Origin of the sequence: Castellaniella sp., from assembly GCF_049671645.1 — a bacterium.
Lineage (GTDB): Bacteria > Pseudomonadota > Gammaproteobacteria > Burkholderiales > Burkholderiaceae_B > Castellaniella.
Genome location: NZ_JBATVG010000016.1, coordinates 35,633 through 55,891, shown reverse-complemented (window position 1 = coordinate 55,891; position 20,259 = coordinate 35,633). Strand labels below are relative to the sequence as shown.

Sequence of the window (20,259 nt, the reverse complement as noted above, 5' to 3'; positions counted from 1 at the left end):
GAGAGCCGTGCGGCGCGCGAAGGGTGTCGGATATGGCATGCCCGGGGCTGGCCAAGACTCATCAGCGTGACCGGCGGCATCCGGGTAAACTGCATCACGACTTCATTTGTAATATATTTTTTCATCTACTGATGACTCTGAGATCCTTGCGCGTCTCGCTGGTCCTGCCTTACGTGTTGCTGCTGGCCCTGGTCGCAGCCGCATTGGGGGGGACGTTCTACTGGGCGGCCAGCCGCAACATCGGTCTGTTTTCCGATCAGTACATGCGGGCGATCGCATCGCGCATCGCGCAGGCCGTGCATTTCCACGTGCGTGGCTCGGCCTCCGTCCTGGAGGCCGCCTTTCCGGAAGGGATGCCGGTGCAGTCGGATCTTGCGCCGCAGCTGGCCGAATTGCGCACCCGGTTCTGGGTGGCCACGTCCATGTTCACCAATCCCAATAATTACGTTTATTACGGCAACGAGGCCGGGCAGAGCATCGCGCTCAAGCGCCTGAGCGAGCAGGAGGCCGAATTGCGCCTGAAGCTGCGCCCGGAACTGCATCGCCTGTACTACCGTTATCGGGGGGTCCAGGGCAAACCGCGTCTGGTCGGACAGGAGCCCGGGCTGTTCGATCCGCGCGAACGGGTCTGGTATCAATTGGCCCGACAGACCAGCATGCAGGTCTGGACGACGGTCTACATCGATTTTTCCTCGCAGGATCTGGTGGTCACCCGCGCGCGGCGCGTGCTGGGCGCCGATGGCCTGTTCCAGGGCGTGGTGGCCACGGATGTGTCGCTGCAGGAAATCAATCGCTTCGTCGGCGGGCTGGATGTCGGCGACCGGGGCCGCGCCTTCGTGGTGGAGCGCGACGGCAAGCTGATCGCCGCCACGGGGGCGGCGAACCTGGGCCTGAGCGTCGATGGCAAGCCGCTGCGGGTCAATGCGGCCAACAGCGACGATCCGGTCATCCAGGCGGCGTATCGGGGCATGGCCCGGCTGGTGGGCGAATCCCGGGCCGACTCGCGGCTGGACGACAATCGGGAATACCGCTTGCTGGTGCAAGATGACGAGGGCGACACCATCACCGTGGCGGCTCGCCGGGTGGTGGACGATGCGGGCATGGACTGGCTGGCCATCGTCGCCATCCCGCGTACGGCGATCTTCACCGGCATCCACCAACAGCTTGGCATCGCACTGGGCATCGGCCTGCTGGCCGTGCTCCTGACCATCCTGATCGGCACCCGCATTTTCGGTCGCATCGCTCAGGAGGTCATTGCCCTGTCGCAAGCCGTCGACCGCATTCGTTCCGGCGACCCCTCGGTGGCCATCGCCACCCGGCGCCAGGACGAGCTGGGCGATCTGGCCCGTAATTTCAGCGCCATGCAGCGGGACCTGTTCACGGACCGCCTGACCGGGGCGGCCAGCCGGATGGCGCTCGACAGCTTGTTGGCGCGGCTGACGGCTGATCGCCGCGCGACGCCTTTCGCGGTCCTGTTCATCGACTTGAATGATTTCAAGCCGCTCAACGACCAGTTTGGACATGATAATGGCGACCATGCGCTGCTTGAAATCGCCGGCCGGATCAAGGCGTGCTTGCGGGCGGAAGATCTGCTGGCCCGGCGCAGCGGCGACGAATTCATCGTGGTGGCCATGGGGGTGTCGTCGGCCGACGCGCTGGACAGCCTGAAGACCAAATTGAGGGTCCGGATCACCGCTCCCCTGGAGACCTTGACGAACATCCCGCCGGGCCGTGTCGTGCGCCTGGGCGTCGCCATCGGCGCAGCCTGCTGGCCCGCCGACGCCCGGGATGCCGAAGCTCTGTTGAAGCAGGCCGACGAGGCCATGTATCGCGACAAGCCTGCGGGACGGCGTTGATCGGGGGGCGAGCTATAATTTTTCGCTATATGCTACACAGCTAACCCTGTGAATCGGCATGGTAAATTCTCGGCTTGAGGGACATTGCCACAGGGTCCCCGCATCCTGCTGATCCAGGATCCCGCCTTTTAAGTGACTCCGCATCTTGATCGATCTCGAGAACATCCGTAAAACTTTTGAATCGGCCGGCCGTTCCGTGCATGCGCTGGCCGATGTCAATCTGAACGTCCGCGAAGGCGAGGTCTTCGGCATCATCGGCCGCTCGGGGGCCGGCAAGAGCACGCTCATCCGCATGCTGAACCTGCTGGAACGGCCCACCGAAGGCATCGTGCGCGTGGACGGCCACGACATCACCGCGTATTCCGACGCGCAGCTGCGCGAATACCGGCGCAGCGTGGGCATGGTGTTTCAGCATTTCAATCTGCTGCGAGCCCGCACGGTCATGGACAACGTCTGTTTTCCGCTGCGGTTGTCGGGCATGTCGCGCGCGGCCCGCGAGGCCCGCGCCCGCGAGGTGCTGAATCTGGTCGGCCTGGCGGATCAGGCGCACAAGTATCCCGGCCAGCTCTCGGGCGGCCAACAGCAGCGGGTGGGCATCGCCCGGGCGCTGGCGAGCAAGCCGCGCCTGCTGCTGTGCGACGAGGCCACGTCCGCGCTGGACCCTGAAACCACGCAGTCCATCCTGCGGCTGCTGGGGGACATCAACCAGCGCCTGGGCCTGACCATTGTGCTGATCACGCACAGCATGGATGTGATCCGCGCCGTCTGCGATCGGGTGGCGGTGATCGAAGCCGGGCGCATCGTGGAATCCGGCCAGGTGTTGGAAGTCTTCCTGCACCCGCGGCATGATGCGACGCGGTCGCTGCTGTCGGAAAGCGGGCTGGATGGCGGCGAAGGCTGGCGGGCCATGGCCGAAGGCCTGTCGGGCCGCCTGCTGCGACTGAGCTTCCGGGGCGATGCCACAGGCACGCCGCTGCTCAGCCGGCTCAGCCGGGACCTGAACCTGGATCTCAGCATCCTGCAGGGTTCGGTCGGGCGCATCAAGGACACGCCCTACGGCCAGCTGGTCGTGGCGGCGCAAGGCGCCGATGCCGACCTGGATGCGCTGGGCGGCGCCCTGGATCAGGCCGGCGTGCACTACGAGGTATTGCGGACATGATGGCCAATGTGGATTGGTGGATGATCGGCGAAGCCACGATCGACACCTTGCTGATGACGGGCTTTTCCTTGCTGTTCACCGTGCTGATCGGCCTGCCGGTGGGCGTGCTGCTGTTTCTGACCAGCCCCGGGCAGGTGATGAGCCATCGGGGTCTCTACCAAAGCACGGCCTTCATCGTCAATGTGCTGCGGTCCGTGCCCTTCCTGATTTTGCTGATCGTCATGATCCCGATGTCCCGCCTGCTTGTGGGAACGGCGCTGGGCGTGCAGGGCTCGATCCCGCCGCTGGTGGCCAGCGCCGCGCCGTTTTTCGCGCGCCTGGTGGAAAATGTGCTGCGCGAACTCGATCCCGGGGTCAGCGAGGCCTGCCGGTCGATGGGCGCGACTTCGCGCCAGACCGTGCTGTGGGCCTTGCTGCCGGAAGCCACCACCGGCATCCTGGCCGCCATTGTCGTCACGGCGATCACGCTGGTCGGCTATTCGGCCATGTCGGGGGTGATCGGCGGCGGCGGCCTGGGCGACCTGGCCGTGCGCTATGGCTATCAGCGCTATCAGGGCGACGTGATGGCGGTGACCGTGGTGATCCTGGTCATCATGGTGCAGGTGTTTCAGGTGCTGGGCGACCGCTGGGTGGCCCGGCTGAATCGGAAGTAATCATATTGTGATGACTCAGGAGGTTTTACTCATGTTCAAGAAGTTCGTGCCGGCGCTGGCGCTGGCTTTGCCGCTGGCCTTCGCCACTCCCGCCCATGCCGTCAAGCTGTCGGTCGCGGCCACTCCCGTGCCGCACGCCGAGCTGCTGGAATTCGTCAAACCGGATCTGGCCAAGGAAGGCGTGGATCTGGACATCAAGGTCTTCACCGACTACGTGCAGCCCAACCTGCAGGTCGCCGACAAGCAGATCGATGCCAATTTCTTCCAGCACCAGCCGTATCTGGATTCCTTCAACAAGGAACACGACACCAAGCTGGTGTCGGTCGGCGCCGTGCACGTGGAGCCCTTTGGCGCCTATTCGCAGAAGATCAAGAACATCAAGGACCTGAAGGACGGTTCTCTGGTGGCCATCCCCAATGACCCGTCCAATGGCGCCCGCGCCTTGCTGCTGCTGCAGAAACAGGGCCTGATCAAGCTGAAGGATCCCAGCAACATCCTGGCCACGGCCCGCGACGTGTCGGACAATCCCAAGCACCTGAAATTCCGTGAACTGGAAGCCGCCACACTGCCGCGCGTGCTGCCCGACGTGGATCTGGCCCTGATCAACACCAACTATGCGCTGGAAGCCGGCCTGAACCCGATCAAGGACGCCTTGTTCATCGAAGACAAGCATTCGCCCTATGCGAATCTGGTGGTGACCCGCGCCGATCGCAAGGACGATCCGGCGATCCGCAAATTGGTGGCGGCGCTGCAATCCGACAAGGTGCGCGACTTCATCCTGAAGCAGTACAAGGGCGCGATCGTGCCGGCGTTCTAAGCGCGCCCGTGCGTCGGAAATCTCCGGGAAGTTCTAGGGGATTTCCCCAAAAATGACCGGAAGGCCCGGGGTTTTCGCCGTTTTTCAGGCGGAGATCCCGGGCCTTTCAGTTAAGATAGGCCCCTGGCGCGACCGGCTGGCCGCTGGAAAAACATCCCACAAGGAGACTCCCATCATGTTGCCCAAATCCCTGAAAGCCGCCCTGCTTGGACTGGCCTTTACCCTGGCCCTGCCGACCGCTCAGGCGGCGGATAAGGAACTGGTTGTCGCGACCGACACCGCCTTCGTGCCGTTCGAATTCAAACAAGATGGCAAATACACCGGGTTCGACATCCAGTTGTGGGACGCCATCGCCAAGCAGGCCCATCTGAAATACCGTTTGCAGCCCATGGACTTCAACGGCATCATCCCGGGCCTGCAGACGCACAACATCGATGTGGCGCTGGCGGGCATCACCATTCGCGCGGACCGCGCCAAGGTCATCGATTTCTCCGACCCCTACTATGAATCCGGCCTGGCCATCCTGGTGTCCAAGGACAGTCCCATCAAGACCGCCAAAGACCTGGAAAACAAGACCGTCGCCGTGAAGATCGGCACCGCCACGGTGGACTACATGAAGGCCAACGTGCCGTCGGCCAAGCTGAAGCTCTTCCCCAATATCGACAACGCCTTCCTGGAACTGGCGACCGGCCGCGTGGATGCCGTGGTGCACGATACGCCCAATGTCCAGTACTACGCCAAAACAGCCGGACAAGGCAAGGTCAAGGTCGTGGGTTCCCTGAAAAGCGGCGATTTCTACGGCATTGCCTTTCCGAAAGACAGCAAGCTGGTGCCCGTCGTCAACAAGGCCCTGGCCGATCTGAAGGCCAACGGCACCTACGACAAGCTGTACGAAACCTGGTTCGGCAAGAAACCCGACTAAACCGGATCGGAACTTATCGTGACGTTTGAATGGTCTGCAATCTGGGCGGCCTGGCCCGATCTGATGGCCGGCGCCTGGATGACCGTCCAGATCACGGTGCTGGGCCTGGTGGGGGGAACGATCATCGGCGGCCTGGCCGGGGTGGTCGTCACCTATGTGCCGGTGCCGGTGACGCGCCGTTCGCTGGCATGGGGGGTGGTCGGCCTGGTGGTCCTGTATGTCCTGCTGCGGCTGTTGTCCTGGCTGGGCGATGGGCCGCTGGCCGGGGTGCCGGATCCGGTCTGGTGGGTGGTTCAGCTGGCAGTGCTGGCGCTGGTGGTCTGGCGGTGCCTGGCCTGGGTGCCGGTGGCCTTGTCCGTGGTCTCCCAGATCTACATCCTGCTGATGCGCGGCACCCCGATCGTGGTGCAGGTGATGTTCATTTACTTCGCCTTGCCGCTGCTGGTCAATCTGCGGATCGACGGCTTTACCGCCGCCACCGTCACCTTGATGATCAATTCAGGGGCTTACATCGCGGAAATCGTGCGCGGCGGCCTGCTGTCGGTGCCCAAAGGCCTCCAGGAAGCCGGCCAGGCCATGGGGCTGCCGTTCTACAAGATCCTGGCCCACATCATCGGGCCGGTGGCCTTGCGGCGCATGATTCCCACCATGGGCAATCAGTGCATCATCAGCCTTAAGGATTCCTCGCTGTTCATCGTCATCGGGGTCGCCGAACTGACCCGTCAGGGGCAGGAAATCATCGCCGGCAACTTTCGCGCGGTGGAAATCTGGGGGGCGGTCGCGGTGATTTACCTGATCATGACCGGTTTCATCGCCCTGGTGCTCAAATTCATTGAACACAGGACCCGCATCGTATGAGCATCGTCGAATTCAAGAACGTCACCAAGCGGTTCGGCGACAACGTCGTGCTCGACGGCATCGATCTGTCCATCGAGTCCGGCGAGGTCGTGGTGGTGGTCGGGCCGTCCGGTTCGGGGAAGTCCACGTTCTTGCGCTGCATCAACGTGCTGGAAACCATCCAGGGCGGCGACATCGTGGTCAACGGGCACAGCGTGCTGGGCAAGACGTCCCAGATTCTCGAATTGCGCCGCGAAGCCGGCATGGTGTTCCAGCAGTTCAATCTGTTTCCCCAGCTGACAGCGTTGGAAAATGTCATGTTCGGCCCGGTTCATACGCGGGGCACGCCCAAGGCCCAGGCGCGCCAACAGGCCAAGGATCTGTTGGACAAGGTCGGCCTGGCCGAACGCGCCGGCCATTACCCGGGGCAGTTGTCGGGCGGGCAGCAGCAACGGGTGGCCATCGCCCGCGCGCTGGCCATCAAGCCCCTGTTGATGCTGTTTGACGAACCCACCTCGGCGCTGGATCCGGAATTGCGCCACGAGGTCCTGCGCGTCATGCAGGACGTGGCCGAGGAAGGCATGACCATGATCGTGGTCACGCATGAAATGGAATTCGCCCGCAAAGTCGGCAGCCGGCTGATTTTCATGGATCAAGGCAAGATCGCCGAAGACGGCGCTCCCGAAGCGCTGCTCAATGATCCGCCCAGCCAGCGTTTGAAAGACTTCCTGCAGCACGTCTCCTGATCGGCGCCATCCCGTCCGCATGGCAGGGGGGCCGGCAGGCCCCCCGCGTTCCGTCGTGCGGAGCCGCCGCTTATCGGCGCGCCGCCGTGGCTCGCACCGTGCGTGTGGCGATGATCTTGTCCGACCCTTCCGCCATGATCTGGACCGTGACCTGGTGCAGGCGATAGGCCTTGGGCAGTTCGGTCTGGCCGTTGATCACTGTGTAGCGTCCCATGTCCAGCGCCTGCGTGCCCAGGCCCACGTAGGCTGTGTTGCCGTTGGGATAGGTGCCGATGCCGACCAGCTTGACCTCGCCGCGCAGATTGGGGACTTCGGTTTCGCCCTTGGGGGGCTCCTGGATCAGCAAGACCTGGTAATGCAGGCCGTCATCCTGCAGGACCATGTCGGCGCTGCGGATGCCGGGCGACGTGCCGCGCGGGTCGGGAGGGATCGCGGCGATCAGGCTGGAGACGCCGGCTTCCATATCGGCAACATGCTTGCGGAGCTGCTCCACCTGGGCGCTCTGGTCTTTCTGCGCGGTCTGGGCCTTGTCGATGCCCTGGTGCAGGACCTTGGATTCGTTGGTCAGGCGCTGGTTTTCCAGGTTGGCCGTGTTCAGGTCCATGCGCAGCTGCTCGGATTGTTCCACCGTCAGGCGCTGCGGACCGTAGCTGCGCTGCAGGAAGAGAACGCCGCCGGCGCCCAGTACGATGCCGGTGACCAGCAGCAGCAACCAGCGCGGGATGCCGCGGCTGCGGCGGGTGTATCCGTAGGGGGTGGGCTTGAACGTGGGACGGTTGGAACCGAGAGACATGACGAAATTCCTGAAGCGGCAAGGCACGGTGCAAGGCACCAAAGTCCGTTAGCATAAACGGTTTGCCGCCGCCATCGCCGCAAGGCCTACAGACGGTTGCGAATTGCCAGAACTGGACAGAAGGTGCCGGAATCGGAGCCTGAGGCCCGGCCTGCCGGGTGGCTCGATTCATCGCTTATTTTAACAGCCCGCTGTTTCAGGCGGTCGCTGAGCGGCGCAGGGCCCGGTCCAGCGCCTGGAGGCGTTCCGGGGTGCCGACGTCCGTCCAGCGCCCCGGGTGATGCGAGCCCAGGACGGCGCCCCGCGCCATGGCCTGGCGCAGGACGGGCGCCAGCGCAGCGGGCCGGTCGGGGGGCGTGGCGGCGAACAGGGCGGGGCGGTATACGCCGACGCCGGCAAACGTCAGTGTGGCATCGCCCGCCCCCGGCGGCGCGAGCCGGCCATCTGCCCGTAGATGGAAGTCCCCGGCGGGGTGGTGGTCGGGATTGTCCACCATCAGCAGATGGGCCAGTGCATCGGCGGGCAGTTGCGCCGCCCAGTCGCCGGATTGGGCGGGGTCCCAGTCGCACCAGATGTCGCCGTTGACGACCAGAAAAGGCTGATCCTGGAAAAACGGCAGCGCGCGGGCGATGCCGCCGGCGGTTTCCAGTGCGGACGATTCGGCGGAATAGCGCAGGCGCACCCCCCATGATCCGCCGTCGCCCAGGGCATTTTCGATCTGCGCGCCCAGCCAGGCGTGATTGATCAGGATGTCGGTGAAGCCCGCCTGCGCCAGGCGTCGCAGATGCCAGACGATCAGGGGCTGGCCGCCCGCGGCCAGCAGGGGTTTGGGGCAGGAGTCGGTCAGCGGACGCATGCGTTCACCGCGTCCGGCGGCCAGGATCATGGCTCGCATCAGAAGGAATATCCGTTTTGCAGCGGGACCTGTTCAGCCTGATCCAGCAGGCGCAGCAGCGGGTGGAAAACGGTGTAGCGGCCCGCCACCTGCCGGACGTACGCCTGGACCCTGGGCATGTGATCCAGGTAGTGGTGTTTGCCGTCCCGGTGCGACAGTCGGGCGAATACGCCCAGAATGCGCAGGTTGCGCTGCAGGCCCATCCATTCGTACTGCTGATGGAACTGGGCGAAGTCGGCCGGCACCGGCAGCTGGGCGGCGCGTGCGTACTCCCAGTAACGGATGGCCCAGTCCAGTTGCTGGGGCTCGTCCCAGGTGGTGCGCGCATCCATGACCAGCGAGGCGATGTCATAGCTGATGGGGCCCAGCAGGGCGTCCTGGAAATCGATCACCCCCGGGGGGAAATCGGGCGCGCCCGGACCCATCATCAGATTGGGCGAATGGTAGTCGCGGTGGACGAATACCCGCGGCTGGGCGGCCGCCTGGCCAGCCAGCAGGTCGAAGAGGCGGTCCAGCGCAGCTTGGGCGTCGGCGCCGGGGGCATGGCCCAGATGCGTCCGCAGGTACCACTGGGGGAAAAGATCCAGTTCCTGTCGCAGGCGGGCCTGGTCGTAGACGGGCAGGCCGTCGGTCGGGCATTGCTGCAGTTGTGTCAGCGCCCTCAGCGCCCCGCGCATGTGCTGTTGCCAGGCCGTGTCGTCCCGGGTCTGGCCGGCCTGGATGGCTTCGTAGAAGGTCTGGGGGCCCAGATCGGTCAGCAGCAGGAATCCCTGGTCCAGGTCCTGGGCCAGGATGGCCGGTACGCGCAGGCCGGCGGCCGCCAGGCGCTGCGCGATGTCCACGAAGGGCCCGCAGTTCTCTTGGGGGGGCGGGGCGTCCATCACGATCCGCGCGCCGCCGGGCGCCTGGATGCGGAAATAGCGGCGAAAGCTGGCATCCCCCGAAACCGGGGTCAGTGTATCGGGCTGCAGGCCCTGGGCGGCGGCATGGGATTCCAGCCAATGGCGCAGGGCCGCCAGGCGGGCGTCCGGGGTGTGGGTGTCGGTCATGAGGGGGTCGTGGCAATGAAAACGGCGGATTGCACGCGGTCGGCGCGGCTTCTCTATAATACTGGGTCGCTGATCAATGTGGTGCGCAGGTCAGTCCATTTTCTCATTTCACCCCAGAGGGCCCGGTCTTCGTGCATTGGATCAGCCGCATCATCCTCTTGAGCGCCGTTTTGTCGGCCCCGACCCTGGCTGCGGAAACTTCGGCGCCGGCCAGCGAATTGCGCATGGTGGGCAGCCTGCGCCTGCATCCGGTGCCGCAGGGGGATGAACTGCCCTCCTTCCTGATCGGGGATGACATCACACGCCATTCGGATGGCCGGATTACGTTGCAGGGCCATGCCCAGGTCCGCCGTCTGGACGGGGTGGTGAAAGGCGACCGCATCGATTACGACCAGACGACGGGCGACACCGAAGTCCAGGGCGACGGCCTGCTGGCGCGCGATGGCAATATCGTGCGGGGGCCGCATCTGCGCTACAACACCCGGACCAGCCAGGGCGTGATCCAGGCGCCGCAATTCTGGCTGGGGGCGTCCGCCGGCAAGGGCCGGGCGGAACATGCGGATATCCTGGGCCGCCAGCACATGCGCCTGACCGACGTGCGTTATACCGGCTGGTCGGGGCCGGATCCCGCCTGGTACATCGACGCCACCCGCGTGGATCTGTATCTGGACAAAAACGAGGGCGCGGCCCGCAATGGCGTGCTGCGCTTCAAGGGCGTGCCGATCCTGTATTCCCCCTACCTGACCTTTCCGCTGGGCCGGGATCGCAAGACCGGTTTCCTGACCCCCACCTACGGAACCTCGTCCAATGGGGGGATCGAGCTGACGACCCCGTATTACCTGAACCTGGCGCCCAATTACGATGCCACCCTGTTTCCGCGCTACCTGAGCAAGCGCGGCCTGCTGCTGGGGACCGAGTTCCGGCATCTGGGGGATTCCTCGCATTCGGAACTGTTTGGCACCTACATCATGCGCGACCGCCAGACCGGCGACAAGCGCTGGATGTATTCGGTCCAGCACACCCGGGACCTGGGCCATGGCCTGCAGGCCTACCTGGATGCCCGCAAGGTGTCGGACGATGATTATTTCCGGGATTTCTCGTCGTTCGGGCTGACGGATGCCGCCATCACCTACATGCCCAGTCAGGCTTTGCTGAGCTGGTCCGGCGGTCCGCATTTCAGCGGCTCGCTGCAGTTCTACCGCTACCAGACCCTGCAGGACAGCACGGGGTCGTTCCTGGCGCCTCCCTACGACAAGCTGCCGGAACTGCACTTCCAGGCCCAGCATTATGGCTGGCATGGCCTGGATGTGGTGTCCGACAACTACGCCACGCGGTTTGTGGCGCCCATCTATCACGGCAGCGCCTTCCCCGACGAAGCCGGGAAGCGGCTGATGCCCAATGGCACCCGGCTGACGTCCTACACCACGATTTCCAGGCCCTTCGTGCTGCCCGGCGCCTACCTGACCCCCAAGGTCGGCCTGCACATGAGCCAGTACGACACCGACTGGTTCTACGGCAGCATCCAGGGGCTGCCGCCCGAACTGCTGGGGCGCTCCCGCGTGCAGACGCGGGTGCTGCCCATCGCCTCGGTGGATGCCGGCCTGACCCTGGAACGCGACTCTTCCTGGTTCGGCAATGCGGCCGTCCAGACACTGGAGCCGCGCTTGTACTATCTATACGTGCCGTACCGGGATCAGTCCGGCTTGCCGGTGTTCGATACGGGCATGGCGTCCTTCAGCTACCAGCAGGCCTTCGATGAAAACATCTTCAGCGGCGGTTGGGATCGCATCGCCAACGCCAACCAATTGACGGCCGGCCTGACCACCCGGTGGCTGGATGCCGACACGGGCTTCGAGCGCCTGTCCCTGTCGGTCGCGCAGCGTTTTTATTTCGACGACCAGAAGGTGACGCTGCCCAGCCAGACGCCGCGCAACGCCACGGAATCCGACTATCTGCTGGGGGCCAAGGCGGCCCTGACGGACCGCTTCTCCGTGTATTTCGACGGCCAGTTCGACCACGATACGCAGAAACGCAACCGCCTCAGTTCGGGCGTGCGCTGGACGCCCAAGCGCCTGGCGACGGTGTCCTTGTCCTATCGCTACGAACGCGACCCCAATCTGTATACCGACCCCTATCGCATCCTGCCGGCCGGCACCGAACTGCAGTCGCGCGAGCAGATCAGCCTCAGCAGCCAATGGCCGCTGGCGCGGCGCTGGTTCGGGGTGGGCCGCTATGATTATTCCCTGGCCGAGAAACGCAATACCCAGTCCATCGTGGGCCTGGAATACCGGGGCGACGGCGGTTGGGCCGCCCGCGCGGTGCTGCAGCGTTACGCGGTCTCCGCGGAAAAGACCAACACGGCGCTCTTCCTGCAGCTGGAACTCACCGGCCTGGGATCGCTGGGTACCGATCCCATGTCCATGTTGTCCGAACGGATCACGGGGTATCAGTCCACGACCCCTCCCACACCTGACAAAACTGTTTTCGAGAGGTACGAATGATGTCTGGCTTGCGTCATCCCGCCGGTGTGCTTTCGCTGGCTCTGCTGCTGGGCGGCAGCGCGCTGGTGCCGCCGGCGCTGGCCGCCGGCAAAACCCGTCCGGCCGCCGCGCCTGCCCAGCAGACCGCGCCCGCTGAGCAATTCGTGGATGGCATCGCCGCCATCGTCAACAAACAGGTCATCACCCTGGGGCAGCTGGCCGACAAGCAGGCCCAGGTGCGCCGCCAGATGCAGCAACAGCAGATTCCTGTGCCCGAGGACGCCGTGTTCAAGCGCCAGGTGCTGCAGCAGATGATCAATGCCGCGCTGCAGGACCAGGAGGCCCAGCGCACCGGCATCCGCGTGTCCGATGCCCAGGTCGAGCGGGCCATCCAGACCGTGGCGCAGCGCAATCGCCTGACCGTCGAGCAGATGAAAAAGGAAATCCTGGCCGGCGGCATGAGCTGGGATCAGTATCGCGAAGAATTGCGTTCGCAGATCCAGGACGACAGGCTGCGCCAGCGCTTCGTCGAGGATCGCATCAGCATCAGCGACAGCGACGTCGACGCGTTCCTGCAAACTCAGGGCGATCGGCCCTTGCCTCCCCCGGAGCAGGCGCGGCAGCCCCAGGCGCCCGAGACGCCCGAACCCGCCACGGTGCCGACCGGCCCCGAGCTGGTGGAATTGGCCCAGATTCTGATCGAGGTCCCGGACTACGCGGCCAATTCCGTCGTGGCGGAAAAACGCAAGCAGGCGGAAGCGGTCCTGCGCAAGCTGCAATCCGGCGCGGACTTTGCCGGGGTGGCAGCGGCGTCGTCCAATGGTCCGCAGGCCCTGCAGGGCGGCGACATGGGCATCCGGCCCCTGAAAGACTGGCCCGATCTGTTCGTGCAGGCGGTGACCGACGTGCCCGCAGGCGGCATCACAGGGATCCTCCAGAGCGGCCGGGGCTTTCATATCCTGAAGGTGCTGCGTCGCGGCTATGCGCAGCGTCCGGCGCCGAAAAAGGCGCCCGCGGCGGCGCCGGCGGCGCCTCCCGCGACCACCCAGCCGGCGCCTGCGGCGTCCGGCCCCATGATGGTTACGCAGACCCATGCGCGGCATATTCTCATCAAGACCAGCAAGGTCGTCAGTGACGACAAGGCGCGCAGCACGCTGGAGAGCCTGCGCCAGCGCATCGAACATGGCGAATCCTTCGCCGAACTGGCAAAACGCTATTCGCAGGACGCTTCGGCGCCGCAGGGCGGCGACCTGGGCTGGTTGAATCCGGGTGAAACCGTGCCGGCATTCGAGCAGGCCATGAATGCCCTGCAGGACGGCCAGGTCAGCGAGCCTGTCAAATCGCCGTTCGGCTGGCACCTGATCCAGGTGGAAGGCCGCCGCACCAAGAACATGGAACAGGAATTCCGCCGCATGCAGGCGCGTCGCGAGCTGATGCAACGCCGTATCGGCCCGGCGTACGAGGATTGGCTGGATCAGTTGCGCAGCGAGGCCTACGTCGACAATCGGCTGGAACACACCCGCAGCGGCGTCCAGTCATCGCAATGACGCACCAGGCCCGTAAACGCTTCGGCCAGCATTTCCTGAGCGACGAGTCGGTCGTCGATGCCATCGTGCGGGCGATCGACCCGCAGGCCGACGACTGCATGGTGGAGATCGGCCCGGGCTTGTCCGCCCTGACGGCGCCCTTGCTGGATCGGCTGGGCCGGCTGACCGCCGTGGAACTGGATCGCGACCTGGCGCGGCGCCTGCGCGCGCGGTGGGGGGACGATCGCCTGAACGTGGTCGAGGCCGATGCCTTGACGGTCGATTTTTCCGCTCTGATTCCTGCCGGCGATGAGGGGCAGGCGGGCGACGCGGGGGCCGGTGTCCCGGCCCATCCCCGTCTGCGCATCGTCGGCAATCTGCCTTACAACATCTCCACCCCCCTGCTGTTTCACCTGATGCAGTGGGCGGGCCATGTGCGGGATCAGCATTTCATGCTGCAGCGGGAGGTCATCGACCGCATGGTGGCGCGGCCGGGCGACAGTCAGTATGGGCGTCTGTCCGTCATGCTTCAGGCCCGCTACAGGATGGCGCATCTGTTCGACGTGCCGCCGGATGCGTTCGACCCGCCGCCCAAGGTCATGTCGGCCATTGTGCGCATGCGCCCCCTGGCTGCGGACGCCTGGCGGCAACCCGGCAACCCGGCGGTCTTTGAGCGGCTGGTCTCGCGGGTGTTCGAACACCGGCGCAAGATGATACGGGGCAGTTTGGGCGACTGGACGGAACGGCTGGATTGGGATGCCCTGGGCATCGCCCCGACCGTGCGGCCCCAGGAATTGTCGGTGACGCAATTCCTGGACATGGCCGATGCCCTGGCGGCGGCCGGGGTCGCGTGAAGCCGGCTTAGTCCGCCCGGCTGTTGCGCTGGATCAGTTCGATCTTGTAGCCGTCGGGATCCTGCACGAAGGCGATGATGGTCGAGCCGTGCTTCATGGGGCCGGCCTCGCGCACCACCAGTCCGCCGCGGGCCTTGATGGTGGCGCAGGTGTCATAGGCGTCTTCGACTTCGATCGCGATGTGGCCGTATCCGGTGCCGATGTCGTAGGAGTCCGTGTCCCAGTTATGGGTCAGTTCGAGCACGGCGCCTTCGGATTCGTCCTGGTAGCCGACGAAGGCCAGGGTGAAGCGGCCTTCGGGATAGTCTTTGCGGCGCAGCAGGCGCATGCCCAGGATATCGGTGTAGAACATCAGGGCGCGGTCCAGATTGCCGACGCGCAGCATGGTGTGAAGTAGTCGCATGGTGAATTCCTGGGATCGAGAAGAGACGATCCACCTATCATACGCAAAACCGGGAGTGCCCGGGCAGCCCCGGCCTAGAACAGCGGCAGGCTGGTCGGGTGGTGCCGGGCGAGGGCATCGCGGGCCGCTTTGAAGTCGGGGCACAGCCGCTCGACTTCGCGCCAGAAGGCGGGGCTGTGGTTCATTTCCTTCAGGTGCGCGACCTCGTGCGCAACCACATAATCGATCAGTGACGGCGGCAGGTGGATCAGGCGCCAATTCAGGCGGATGCGCCGCTGGCTGGTGCACGACCCCCAGCGGCCCTGGGCGGCGGAAAGCGCCCAGCCATGGATCTGCTGCTCCGCCAGGGCCAGGCTGCGTTGCAGCCGGGTGTCGAAGTCCTGCCGGGCCTGTTCCTGCAGCCAGGCTTGGGCCCGTTCCTGGATGCGGCCGCCGTCGGCGCCATCGGGCAGCGGCAGGAACAGCAGGTCGCAGTCCCGCGGATGGCGGGGGTCGCCCTCGAAGCGGGCCTCCCGGCTGCCGTCCAGCCGCAATTCGATCATGACGCCCAGATAGGGGATGCGCCCGCCCGGACGCCATTGGGTGTCCTGCAGGGCCAGCAGGGCCATGCGTTCCTGGTTGATCCTCATCTTGTCCCGGATCCAGCGGGACTTTTCCTGGATGACTTCTTCGATCTGCCGACGTGTCGCCCAGGTGGGCGCCTGGATGAGCAGGCGGGCATCGCGGATGGTCAGGCCGATGGTTTTGCGCCGGGATCGGCGCAGGCGGTAGGCCAGTGGCTGGTCCTGCAGGTGGATTTCGTGCCGGGTGTAGCCGGGGGGCTCCGGGGTGGCCGGGGGCAGGCCCGCAGCCGGGGTCGGCCCCGGAGCGGCAGTCCCTGGAGACGATCCGTCGAACAGACTGAGCTGGCGAGGCTTACCGATCGGCATACCGTTCGGGATTCAGGACTCGCATTTCGGCTTCGATCCAGTCGCGCACGGCGCTGTTCAGAGTCACCGGATTGTATTGGGATGGATCCAGCGGCGGACCGAAGGATACCGTCACCAGGCCGGGGGTCTTCAGGAAGGCGTTGCGCGGCCAGCGTTCCCCCGCGTTGTGGGCCACCGGGATGACCGGCACGCCGGTCTTGCAGGCCAATAGCGTGCCACCTTGTTTATAGCGCCCGACCTCGCCGGGGGCGACGCGGGTGCCTTCGGGGAACAGCACGGGCCAGCGACCTTCCTGCAGCCGCTGGCTGCCGATGCGCACCACCTGGTCAAAGGCCTCGCGGCCTTTGGCACGGTCGATGGGGATCATGCTGAGCAAGGCCAGGCTCCAGCCGAAAAAGGGCACGTGGTGCAGTTCCTTTTTGTAGACGAAGACCACGTCGCGGGGTAGCTTGACGGCGAAATACAGGGTTTCCCAGGCCGATTGGTGCTTGGACAGGATGATGGCCGGGCCGTCGGGCAGGTGTTCCGTGCCCTGCGTCCGGTAGCGGATGCCCAGGATCCAGCGGGCGCCCCAGAGCGCCAGCCGCGGCCAGCCCAGTGTCAGACGGTAGCGCCAGACCAGGGGCAAAGGCGCCCACAGGACGCAGCACAGAGCGTACGGGATGACTGTCACGACCAGGAAGGCCATGTACAGCGCGGAGCGCAGAAAGGTCATGGATGTGCCTTGAGGAGGGCGTCGGCCACTGCAGCCAGATCGTTGCGGACTTCGGTGCCGGCGGGCAGTTCGCCGCTGGTGCCGGACGTCTCCCAGGTCTTGTGACCCTTGCCCGTCAGCACCAGCCAGGGTGCGCAGCCTGCCGCGGCTGCGGCCTGCAGGTCGCGCAGGCTGTCGCCTACCAGAGGGATGCCGTTCAGATGAATGTCCAGCCGCTGGGCGATGTCGTGCAGCATCCCGGGCAATGGCTTGCGGCAGGTGCAGCCGTCTTCAGGTCCGTGGGGGCAGAAGAAGATCGCGTCGATGCGCCCGCCGGCATCCGCTGCGGCCTGCCGCATCCGGGCGTGGATGGCGCCCAGGGTTTCCATGGAAAACAGCCCGCGCGCGATGCCCGACTGGTTGCTGGCGACGACGATCCGCCAGCCGGCCTGGCTCAGCCGTCCGATGGCTTCCAGGCTGCCGGGGATGGGGATCCATTCGTCGGGCGACTTGATGAAGGCGTCGCTGTCGTGGTTGATGACGCCGTCGCGGTCCAGGATGATGAGTTTCACGTGGCCAGCCTGGACAGGTCGGCAACCTGATTCATCAGGCGATGCAGGGATTGCAGCAGCGCCAGCCGGTTGTCGCGGATGCGCGGGTCGTCGGCCATCACCATGACGTCGGTGAAAAAGCCGTCCACCGCCGTGCGGGCCCGGGCCAGGATGGCCAGGCTGGCGGTGAAGTCGCCCGCCTGCAAAGCGGCCTGCGCCTGTGGCGCCAGTTGTCCGATGGTGTCGGAAAGCTGCCGTTCGGCAGGTTCCGTCAGCAGGCCGGCGTCGAATGCGGGCAAATCGCCTTCGGCCTTTTTCAGCAGGTTGCTGACCCGCTTGTTGGCGGCGGCCAGGGATTCGGCTTCGGGCAGGACTGTGAATTCCATGCAGGCCTGCACGCGGGCAGCCACCTGATGCAGGGGCGGGCGCAAGGCCAGGACGGCGTCGATGGCTGCCCGGTCGCAGGTGGCCGCCAACTGGTTGCGGTAGCGCTCGTAGACGAAATCCAGCACGGCGTCGACCGTGCCGTGGGCCAGCGTGCCTGCGCTGAAATTGCCGGCCGCCTGCTCCAGCAGCGCGGCCAGGCGGGCCGGGGAGTCCTGGCTGGCCTGCAAGTAGCCGCCGGCCGTGAGCTGTTCGTAGGCGCTGATCAGGCCCAGGGCCGCGCGGCGCAGCCCATAGGGATCGCGTTCGCCGGTCGGGGCCAGGCCGATCCCCCAGATGCCGATCAGGGTTTCGGCGCGCTCGGCCATGAACAGCACCGCGGCGATCAAGGTATCGTCGCTGACGGGTTCGTCCAGACGGATGCGATATTGGTCGCGCAGGGCGCGCGCGACCGCTGGCGGTTCTTCGTCGTGCTGGGCGTAATAGGCGCCCATGATGCCTTGCAGTTCGGGAAATTCACCCACCATCAGGGTGCCCAGGTCTGCATGGGCCAGCATGGCGGCCCGGGCGGCGACCAGGGGCTGCCCCCCCAGAAGCGGCGCAAGCCAGCGCGCAATCTTGCGGACGCGTTCCGTGCGTTCGAGCTGCGTCCCCAGCTTGTTGTGGTAGACGCTGTGGGCCAGGTCGGCGACGCGATCGGCCAGGGGGGTCTTCAGGTCGGTCTGGTAGAAGAACTGCGCATCGGCCAGACGGGGCCGCACCACCCGCTGGTTGCCCTGGATGATGGCGGACGGGTCCTGCGGCTGCATGTTGCTGACGATCAGGAATCGGTGGGTCAGCGCCCCCGTGGCCGGGTCGAACAGCGGGAAGTATTTCTGGTTCAGCCGCATGGTCAGGATCAGGCATTCCGGGGGCACGGCCAGGAAGGCTTCCTCGAAGGCGCCGACGTAGACCGTGGGCCATTCCACCAGCGCCGTGACTTCGTCCAGCAGCGCATCGACTTCAGGGTCCGAACCGATGGTGGTCCCCAGCGTGGCCGAGGTTTCCGCCAGTTGCCGGGCGATGCGGGCCCGCCGTTCGGCAAACGCCGGGATGACGTAGCCCGATCCTGTCAGGCGAGCCGCCCAGTCGTCGGCCGAGGCGATCGACAGCGGTTCCTGGCACAGGAAACGGTGCCCGCGCGAGATCCGGTCCGCCCGCAGCCCCAGGGCCTGCACCGGGATCACGTCGTCGCCCCAGAGGGCCAGCAGATGATGCGCGGGCCGCACGAATTTCACGCTGGTGCGCCCGTCGGCCAGTTGGTACTGCATGACTTTGGGAATGGGCAGGTGGGTGATGGCATGGTCCAGCGCCTGCTGCAGGCCGTCGGCCAGGGCCGCGCCGGGGGCGGTCCCTTCGGCGTAGAGCACGTCCTGCTTGCCGTCGTTGCGGCGGGCCAGGTCGGTCGGGACCAGGTGGCCCAGGTTCTTGGCCTGCAGTTTCTTCAGCAGGGCGGGGGTGGCGGCTCCCTGGGCATCCAGGCCGATGGCGGCCGGCATCAGTTTTTCGCTGTAGGACTGATCCGGGGCCTGCCCCAGCACGGCGCTGAGGTGCACCGCCAGCCGGCGCGGAGTGGCGTAGGCGGTGCTGATGCAGGAGTCCGCCAGCAGGTGCTGGCCCTGCAGGGTTTTGCGGATGCCGTCGGCGAAGGCGTTGCCCAGCGCATTCAGGGCTTTGGGCGGCAGTTCTTCGGTCAGCAGTTCGACGATCAGGGGACGGGTGCTCATGCCTGGGCCTCCACCTGGGTCTCCAGCATGGGGAAGCCCAGCCGTTCACGGGATTCGTAGTAGGCCTGAGCCACGGCCCGCGACAGGTTGCGGATGCGGCCGATGTAGGTGGCCCGCTCGGTGACGCTGATGGCGCCCCGGGCGTCGAGCAGGTTGAAGGTATGGGCGGCCTTCAGGGTGGCCTCGTAGGCGGGCAGGGCCAGGGGGACTTCGATCAGGCGCTTGGCCTCGGTCTCGTAGTCGTTGAAATGGTTGAACAGCATGGGGGTGGCGGCGTATTCGAAATTGTAGGTGGACTGTTCGACCTCGTTCTGGTGGAACACGTCGCGGTAGAAGACGCGGCGGCCGTCGGGGGCCTCGGTCCAGACCAGGTCGTAGACGGATTCCACGCCCTGCAGGTACATGGCCAGGCGCTCCAGCCCGTAGGTGATTTCGCCCATGGTCGGGTTGCAGTCCAGACCGCCGACCTGCTGGAAGTAGGTGAACTGCGTGACTTCCATGCCGTTCAACCAGACTTCCCAGCCTAGGCCCCATGCGCCCAGCGTGGGGTTTTCCCAGTCGTCTTCGACGAAGCGGATGTCGTGCTGTTGCGGATCGATGCCGACGGCCTTCAGGGACCCCAGGTACAGGTCCAGGATGTTCAGCGGGGCGGGTTTCAGGACTACCTGGAACTGATAATAGTGCTGCAGCCGGTTGGGATTGTCGCCATAGCGCCCGTCCTTGGGGCGCCGGGACGGCTGGACGTAGGCCGCCCGCCAGGGTTCCGGGCCGATGGCGCGCAGAAACGTGGCGGTGTGGGACGTCCCCGCCCCGACTTCCATGTCGTAGGGCTGCAGCAGGGTGCAGCCTTGCCGGTCCCAGTATTGCTGGAGCGATAAAATCAGTTGTTGGAATGTAAGCATGACGTGGCGGGATGTCCGCAAAGTTCGTATCCGAAACTCGGGT

The 20,259-nt window shown here is 65.6% G+C and carries 19 protein-coding genes; 10 read left to right on the top strand and 9 right to left on the bottom strand.

All coding sequences use genetic code 11. From position 1 onward, the window contains the following. Positions 1-131 precede the first annotated feature (131 nt). The 7 genes from WBG56_RS07755 to glnQ all read left to right on the top strand — a co-directional run bounded on the left by WBG56_RS07755 (position 132) and on the right by glnQ (position 6,990). On the top strand, positions 132-1,856 hold the full coding sequence (locus WBG56_RS07755; protein ID WP_424266944.1) for a diguanylate cyclase domain-containing protein: 1,725 nt from the start codon (positions 132-134) through the stop codon (positions 1,854-1,856). Between the two features lie 145 nt (positions 1,857-2,001). Then, complete coding sequence (locus WBG56_RS07750) at positions 2,002-3,015, top strand: methionine ABC transporter ATP-binding protein (RefSeq protein WP_424266942.1); 1,014 nt, start codon at positions 2,002-2,004, stop codon at positions 3,013-3,015. Then, on the top strand, positions 3,012-3,668 hold the full coding sequence (locus tag WBG56_RS07745; protein WP_424266940.1) for a methionine ABC transporter permease: 657 nt from the start codon (positions 3,012-3,014) through the stop codon (positions 3,666-3,668). The genes WBG56_RS07750 and WBG56_RS07745 overlap by 4 nt, the downstream gene beginning before the upstream one ends. 31 nt (positions 3,669-3,699) lie before the next feature. Next, a complete protein-coding gene (locus WBG56_RS07740; RefSeq protein WP_424266938.1) occupies positions 3,700-4,485 on the top strand; it encodes a MetQ/NlpA family ABC transporter substrate-binding protein in 786 nt (261 codons plus the stop codon). Between the two features lie 175 nt (positions 4,486-4,660). After that, positions 4,661-5,407, top strand: a complete 747-nt coding sequence (gene glnH, locus WBG56_RS07735; RefSeq protein ID WP_424266936.1) for a glutamine ABC transporter substrate-binding protein GlnH — start codon at positions 4,661-4,663, stop codon at positions 5,405-5,407. An 18-nt stretch (positions 5,408-5,425) separates the two neighbouring features. After that, positions 5,426-6,265, top strand: a complete 840-nt coding sequence (locus WBG56_RS07730; RefSeq protein ID WP_424266934.1) for an ABC transporter permease subunit — start codon at positions 5,426-5,428, stop codon at positions 6,263-6,265. Continuing rightward, positions 6,262-6,990: a glutamine ABC transporter ATP-binding protein GlnQ gene (gene glnQ, locus WBG56_RS07725; protein WP_424266932.1), complete on the top strand. Its 729-nt coding sequence runs from the start codon at positions 6,262-6,264 to the stop codon at positions 6,988-6,990. The genes WBG56_RS07730 and glnQ overlap by 4 nt, the downstream gene beginning before the upstream one ends. A gap of 70 nt (positions 6,991-7,060) precedes the next feature. Here the strand turns inward: glnQ and WBG56_RS07720 are convergent, their stop codons facing one another. From WBG56_RS07720 to WBG56_RS07710, 3 genes are all read right to left on the bottom strand, one after another. Further along, entirely contained in the window at positions 7,061-7,783 is a 723-nt protein-coding gene (locus WBG56_RS07720; RefSeq protein WP_424266930.1) for a hypothetical protein, read from the bottom strand. A gap of 196 nt (positions 7,784-7,979) precedes the next feature. Next, a complete protein-coding gene (gene murU, locus WBG56_RS07715; protein WP_424266928.1) occupies positions 7,980-8,678 on the bottom strand; it encodes an N-acetylmuramate alpha-1-phosphate uridylyltransferase MurU in 699 nt (232 codons plus the stop codon). Next, positions 8,678-9,727, bottom strand: coding sequence for an aminoglycoside phosphotransferase family protein (locus WBG56_RS07710; RefSeq protein ID WP_424266926.1), 1,050 nt, complete (start codon positions 9,725-9,727; stop codon positions 8,678-8,680). The genes murU and WBG56_RS07710 overlap by 1 nt, the downstream gene beginning before the upstream one ends. Before the next feature lie 131 nt (positions 9,728-9,858). Here WBG56_RS07710 and WBG56_RS07705 point away from each other — a divergent pair, with 131 nt between their 5' ends. From WBG56_RS07705 to rsmA, 3 genes are read left to right on the top strand one after another with little or no spacing between them, the layout of a single operon-like run. Next, positions 9,859-12,228: an LPS-assembly protein LptD gene (locus WBG56_RS07705; protein ID WP_424266924.1), complete on the top strand. Its 2,370-nt coding sequence runs from the start codon at positions 9,859-9,861 to the stop codon at positions 12,226-12,228. Continuing rightward, positions 12,225-13,754 (top strand): peptidylprolyl isomerase, encoded by a 1,530-nt coding sequence (locus tag WBG56_RS07700; RefSeq protein WP_424266922.1) that lies wholly within the window; start codon positions 12,225-12,227, stop codon positions 13,752-13,754. The genes WBG56_RS07705 and WBG56_RS07700 overlap by 4 nt, the downstream gene beginning before the upstream one ends. Continuing rightward, positions 13,751-14,587, top strand: a complete 837-nt coding sequence (gene rsmA / locus WBG56_RS07695) for a 16S rRNA (adenine(1518)-N(6)/adenine(1519)-N(6))-dimethyltransferase RsmA (protein ID WP_424266920.1) — start codon at positions 13,751-13,753, stop codon at positions 14,585-14,587. Before WBG56_RS07700 ends, rsmA begins: the two co-directional genes overlap by 4 nt. Positions 14,588-14,594: 7 nt before the next feature. On the opposite strand, the gene gloA is transcribed toward rsmA, so the two are convergent. The 6 genes from gloA to glyQ form a co-directional block, all read right to left on the bottom strand. Continuing rightward, positions 14,595-14,990 carry a lactoylglutathione lyase gene (gene gloA / locus WBG56_RS07690; protein WP_424266917.1) on the bottom strand — a complete coding sequence of 132 codons (396 nt, stop codon included), beginning with the start codon at positions 14,988-14,990 and terminating at the stop codon, positions 14,595-14,597. 74 nt (positions 14,991-15,064) lie between these two features. Continuing rightward, the gene (locus tag WBG56_RS07685) at positions 15,065-15,919 is read right to left on the bottom strand and encodes a M48 family metallopeptidase (protein WP_424266915.1); all 855 of its coding nucleotides are present in this window, start codon (positions 15,917-15,919) and stop codon (positions 15,065-15,067) included. Then, entirely contained in the window at positions 15,906-16,634 is a 729-nt protein-coding gene (locus WBG56_RS07680; RefSeq protein WP_424266913.1) for a lysophospholipid acyltransferase family protein, read from the bottom strand. Before WBG56_RS07680 ends, WBG56_RS07685 begins: the two co-directional genes overlap by 14 nt. Beyond that, the gene (gmhB, locus tag WBG56_RS07675) at positions 16,631-17,185 is read right to left on the bottom strand and encodes a D-glycero-beta-D-manno-heptose 1,7-bisphosphate 7-phosphatase (RefSeq protein WP_424266912.1); all 555 of its coding nucleotides are present in this window, start codon (positions 17,183-17,185) and stop codon (positions 16,631-16,633) included. The genes WBG56_RS07680 and gmhB overlap by 4 nt, the downstream gene beginning before the upstream one ends. Beyond that, positions 17,182-19,314, bottom strand: a complete 2,133-nt coding sequence (glyS, locus tag WBG56_RS07670; RefSeq protein WP_424266910.1) for a glycine--tRNA ligase subunit beta — start codon at positions 19,312-19,314, stop codon at positions 17,182-17,184. Before glyS ends, gmhB begins: the two co-directional genes overlap by 4 nt. After that, positions 19,311-20,216: a glycine--tRNA ligase subunit alpha gene (glyQ, locus tag WBG56_RS07665; RefSeq protein WP_424266908.1), complete on the bottom strand. Its 906-nt coding sequence runs from the start codon at positions 20,214-20,216 to the stop codon at positions 19,311-19,313. The genes glyS and glyQ overlap by 4 nt, the downstream gene beginning before the upstream one ends. Positions 20,217-20,259 lie beyond the last annotated feature (43 nt).